Source organism: Dolichospermum circinale AWQC131C (assembly GCF_000426905.1).
Classification (GTDB): Bacteria; Cyanobacteriota; Cyanobacteriia; order Cyanobacteriales; family Nostocaceae; genus Dolichospermum; species Dolichospermum circinale.
In genome coordinates, this window is sequence record NZ_KE384598.1 from 58,925 (window position 1) to 64,060 (window position 5,136).

Here is a 5,136-nt window from a genome sequence, read left to right on the forward strand (position 1 = left end):
TAGGCTTCGCCGTGAGCGTCAGCCGAACGGTTTTGGATAACTTTACTTTTCGTCACTTATGTCGGTTTTTTTCCGTTCACCTACTTGGATTCATTAAATCATGAATTGGAAAAAGAACAATTTGATAAATATGACCATCTGTGGTAATTTATTTTCAACCATACAAGTAGTAAGTTTTATGTCAGCAGAATTTTCTACCCCAGACAGTTTATGGATTATTACTGAAGAAGTCGCAGAAACCTCAACGACGACCATTAGCGGTGCTAGAAGTAGTGGTGATACAGGTGGATTATTAGGAGGTAAAACTACGGAAGAACAAATAATATTTACCAAAGAAAAAGACAAATTAGTAATTACTAGGCGTAAAGTTGAAGTCACAAAACTCAAGCAGGAAATGAGAGGATTTATACAAGCTATGCGAGAATGTTTAGATGAAGCAGATGATCCTGACTCTAAAATCCGCCTAGACGAAGTGGAAGTTTCTGTAGAAGTGAATGGAGAAGGACAACTGAGTTTATTCGGAACAGGGGGAAAAGTAGGCGGTAAAGGCAGTCTGACCTTTAAATTCAAGCGACAATCATAGATGAAAATGAGTGAAAACTGGGCAATTAGTATTGGCATTAATCAATATGATAACCTGCAATCCCTAAACTTTGCTAAACGGGACGCAGAAGCAATGGCCGCTTGGTTTCGGGAAGAAGCCAAATTTGATCAGGTGTTTTTGTTTACAGAGGACTCTCCAGCTATTAACACCAGTCCAGCAATTCCCACTCAACCAACTTACGGACGGTTGCGGCGATTTTTACAAGCACAATTTGAACAACCTCTATTAGAACCAGGGGATAATCTATGGTTTTTCTTTGCTGGTCATGGTATGCGTCATGCTGACAAAGATTATTTAATGCTTGCAGATAGTGATCCTGGTGATATTGAACATACAGCTATTTCCGTTGAATTCATTACTGAAAGATTGCGTCGTAGTCGTGCTGATAATGTAGTTTTGTTTTTAGATGCTTGTCGAGAAGAAAGTAGTCGTAGTGGTTTAGGAATAGGTTTAGAACAACACCAAGGAGTAATTACCTTTTATTCCTGTGCTGCTAATCAAAAATCTTGGGAAATTACCGAATTACAACATGGTTCATTTACATATACATTATTAACAGGTTTAAGATTACATGGTGAAGCTAATTGTGCCACTGTGGAACGATTAGATAGATATCTCAATTCTTCCGTTCCTAAATTAAATACTAGATATCAAAAAGAAATTCAAAATCCCTATCTCAAGGCAGAACCGCCATATAAAATGTATTATATTTTGTTAGAGCAATCTGCTACAATGAAAGATGTTGAATCATTAAAATTACAGGCATCCTTGTCTGAAAATGCTGGAAATTTTGAGTTAGCAGAACAAATATGGATTAGAGTTTTAGGCGTGTCTCGTGCTGATTTAGATGCAGTATCGGCTATTAAAAGAATTGCAATTAAAAAAAATAATTCAACACTATTACCAATTTCTCAACCTGTTCCTAATTCTGAATCTGCTAGTTCATCTAGAGGTGATGCTACTATGTCACCGACAGAGATACTTGAACTTGCTGAAAAGATTAAAGAAAATAATCGCAAACAAGAGGAATACCGACAGGCTCTTTTAAAAGAAGTTGAACAACAGTTTCCTCTAAATCAAAAAAGTATTGATAATTTATCTAATTTACAAAAATCTCTGCAACTCAGTGAAGAGGAAGTATCAGGAATAAAACAACCAATTTTTATTCAGAAAGAAGCAGAATATAGAAAACGCGAAGAAGAAGAGAGAATCAGAAAAGAACAACAGGCTGAAAGAATTCGTCAACAACATCAGCAAAATTTAGAGCAGTATCAACGGGAATTTTCAGCAAAAATTGAGAGAGAATATCCCCTTCATCAAGCAAATAGAAATAGGTTCAAAAGACTACAAAACTCTTTGCAACTCAATGAACATGAAATATTGCAAATAGAACAGCCAATTATTGCTAAAAAAGAAGCTGAATATCAAAAACTTCAGGAGGAAAATAGAAAAACATCTGGAAATTCTTCAGGGTCAAACCCACCTCCTATAAAACGCAGACAATTTTTAATTTATGCTGGTTTAGGAGGAACAGGTTTAGTTACTACTGTTGTATTTAGTCAGATATTGAAGCCTACAGTACAACCTAAACAAGTAGAACCTAAACAAGTAGAACCTAAACAAGTACAACCTAAACTACTTGAATTATTAACATTTACATTTACAACTAAAACAGTTAACAAAACAGGAAAAATAGTTAATCTAGAGAATCATCAAGCTAAATATTTTAAAGAAGATTTAGGTAATGGTATCACCCTGGAAATGGTACAAATCCCTGGTGGTTCTTTTATGATGGGTTCACCAGAGTCAGAAAAAGATAGGTATAATAATGAAAGTCCACAACATCAGGTAAATGTACCTGGTTTTTCTATGGGTAAATTTGTTGTGACTCAAGAACAGTACCAACAAATCATGGGTAAGAATCCTTCTTATTTCACCGAAAAAGGAGCAAAACGTCCTGTGGAAAAAGTGTCTTGGAATAATGCTGTAGAGTTTTGTCAAAAGTTGAGTGAAAAGACAGGACGGGAATATCGTCTACCCAGCGAAGCAGAATGGGAATATGCTTGTCGTGGGGGGACGACTACACCCTTTTATTTTGGGGAAACGATTACAACTGACTTAGCTAATTATAATGGAACTTACACCTATGCTTCTGAGCCAAAAGGTAAATCTCTTGGACAAACAACAGAAGTAGGTAGTTTTCCCCCTAATAGCTTTGGTTTGTACGATATACACGGGAATGTCTGGGAATGGTGTCAAGACGATTGGCATGATAATTATGCAAACGCGCCTAAAGATGGTAGTGCTTGGACAAGTCAAAGCGGTAATGCTAAGAGGCTGCGCGGCGGTTCTTGGCTCTACAATCCTGGCTATTGCCGTTCGGCTTATCGTGACTATAATGGTGCGGGCTTCGACTTCAACCTCAACGGTTTTCGTGTTGTGTGTGGTGCTGCGTGGACTCAGTAGCCCTTTGCACTCTTGCGCTTTTGCCCTTTGCTCTTCTTTTCTTTACCCTTCAAAGCGTAGTGGAACGGAGCGATCTAAAAATTTTTTTTGAGGATTATCCTTAGAAACAGAATTCTAGTTTAAACTTCAATTCCCGCATCTCGCAATCGTTTTTCCAACTCTGCTAAACGTTGTAAAGCAGCTTCCTTTTCTCGTCGTTCCCTCTCAACCAACTCAAACCCCCACAATAACAAATTACCCTGTTTATCCCACCAGCGCAACCAGTAACCATCACGGTTTTCGCGCTTTCCTGACCACACACCAATAAATAAATCCATCTCCTCTAACCAATAACGGTTATTTTCATCAGGAGAACGTAATTCATATTTTCCCGAATTTTGTAACCGATGTACCTCCAAAATACCCGTACCAGGGTCAAAAATCAGGTAATTTGCAACTTGTAAAACTTCTTCATAAAAAAACCATTTACCGGGGGGAAAAGTCCGTTTACTAGAATATTCACTCCCATTTGTATCCGAAAGAAATTCCATCACCACAATCGGTATTTCACCCTGTTTGTGAGGGGTATAACTGCGTTGTACTTCCTCTCTAGATACGGTAATTTTCGGTATATAAGCCCAATCAGGTGCTTTAATCACAATTTTGTTGTTAACTGTAGCACAGATACCATAATTAGTCGTAACCAGGGCTGTTTCTGGTAGTTTCCCAGCCAATTGTAGACTTTCGGTCAGCGCCGCAGCTAAAGAGGGTTGATTGACATTATCCACAGGTTCATCTTCTAAAACAAAATCTTCAGGTAAGAGTTCCCAGGTAATCTTGCAGGTCGAAGCAGTAACAACCATAACCACCACATCATAGGGATTCGTTAATTATACTATAACTAGTCAACTTATTTTTCAGGAAACCTGCAAAAATTACATTTCTTAAACTCTTACTCTCCGCGCCTCCGCGCCTCTGGGTGAAAAAACATAAATTATACTTTTTAAGCTAGTAAAATAACTAATATTTGTCACCAACTAACTTGTACAAGTAGGTGAACGGAAAAAACCGACACAAGTAACGAAAAGTAAAGTTGTCCAAAACCTCTTCCCTCTTCCCTGTTCCCTGTTCCCTTGTCATAACGACAATTTTTCACGCCAACCTACATACCACATTTTGCCCAATTTTAATTTAAATCTTTTTTCAAGAAATCATGGGATTTAGATCAAGAGATAGGTGACAGACCCCAAAGGATAACTCTACAATTGGAGTGAAAAGGGGCAAAACCAGCAAGAGCAGTTTATGTATAAATCAAAACCCAAGATTTGTACTAGAGATATAACCTCTATAAACAGGCTACTTATATTACAAATACTATTTCAGTCCTTAGTCAAGTAGGTTTTAGATATGAATGACCAACAAAGAACTAACAGTATTTCTTCCGGTCTAGTAGCAGCCATTTCGGTAGCAGTGGTAGCGGTAAGCGGTGGAGTAGCTTGGTTTTCTTCCCAGAGCGCCAATACTCCCACACCTACCAACCCGTCGAAAACCATTAAACAGCCAATAGAGCAATCGAACAGCCAACAGGGTAATGAACAAACTGCTAGTATATATTGGCTCAGGTCTAAAGAAAATCGTTTTGATTTAGTTCCCCAACCTCTGAAAATTGCTGCTACCCAACCCAACCAAGTTTTAGAAACAGCGTTTAAAACTTTATTAGCCGGACCTCCTCAAGGAACAGACTCTACTACTATTCCCCAGGGGACTCAATTACTGGGACTCAAAGCAGAAAATAATGATGTTCACGTCAACTTATCTGAAAACTTTACCACTGGTGGCGGTAGCAGTTCCATGATCGGACGGATTGGGCAAGTTGTATATACTGCTACTAGTTTAAACCCTCAAGCTAAAGTTTATATTGAAGTCAACGGTAAACCCTTAGAGGTTTTAGGTGGTGAAGGTGTGGAATTAGAACAGCCACTCACCCGGGAAAGTTTTCAGAAAAATTATCCCCTTTAGTCAGTTTCCCTGTTCCCTGTTCCCTGTTCCCTGTTCCCTGTTCCCTGTTCCCTGTTCCCTGTTCCCTG

The 5,136-nt window shown here is 38.5% G+C and carries 4 protein-coding genes; 3 read left to right on the forward strand and 1 reads right to left on the reverse strand.

What is annotated here, in order from left to right:
* Window positions 1-178: 178 nt before the first annotated feature.
* Both ACIR131C_RS0105925 and ACIR131C_RS26640 read left to right on the forward strand, forming a co-directional pair.
* Window positions 179-583, forward strand: coding sequence for a Pepco domain-containing protein (locus ACIR131C_RS0105925; RefSeq protein WP_028085429.1), 405 nt, complete (start codon window positions 179-181; stop codon window positions 581-583).
* A gap of 6 nt (window positions 584-589) precedes the next feature.
* Window positions 590-3,070 carry an SUMF1/EgtB/PvdO family nonheme iron enzyme gene (locus ACIR131C_RS26640; protein ID WP_035371569.1) on the forward strand — a complete coding sequence of 827 codons (2,481 nt, stop codon included), beginning with the start codon at window positions 590-592 and terminating at the stop codon, window positions 3,068-3,070.
* A 119-nt stretch (window positions 3,071-3,189) separates the two neighbouring features.
* Here the strand turns inward: ACIR131C_RS26640 and ACIR131C_RS0105935 are convergent, their stop codons facing one another.
* Window positions 3,190-3,912 (reverse strand): Uma2 family endonuclease, encoded by a 723-nt coding sequence (locus ACIR131C_RS0105935; RefSeq protein ID WP_028089458.1) that lies wholly within the window; start codon window positions 3,910-3,912, stop codon window positions 3,190-3,192.
* A 544-nt stretch (window positions 3,913-4,456) separates the two neighbouring features.
* Between ACIR131C_RS0105935 and ACIR131C_RS0105940 the strand changes: the two genes are divergently transcribed.
* Window positions 4,457-5,068, forward strand: a complete 612-nt coding sequence (locus ACIR131C_RS0105940; RefSeq protein WP_028089459.1) for a GerMN domain-containing protein — start codon at window positions 4,457-4,459, stop codon at window positions 5,066-5,068.
* The last annotated feature ends 68 nt before the right edge of the window (window positions 5,069-5,136 follow it).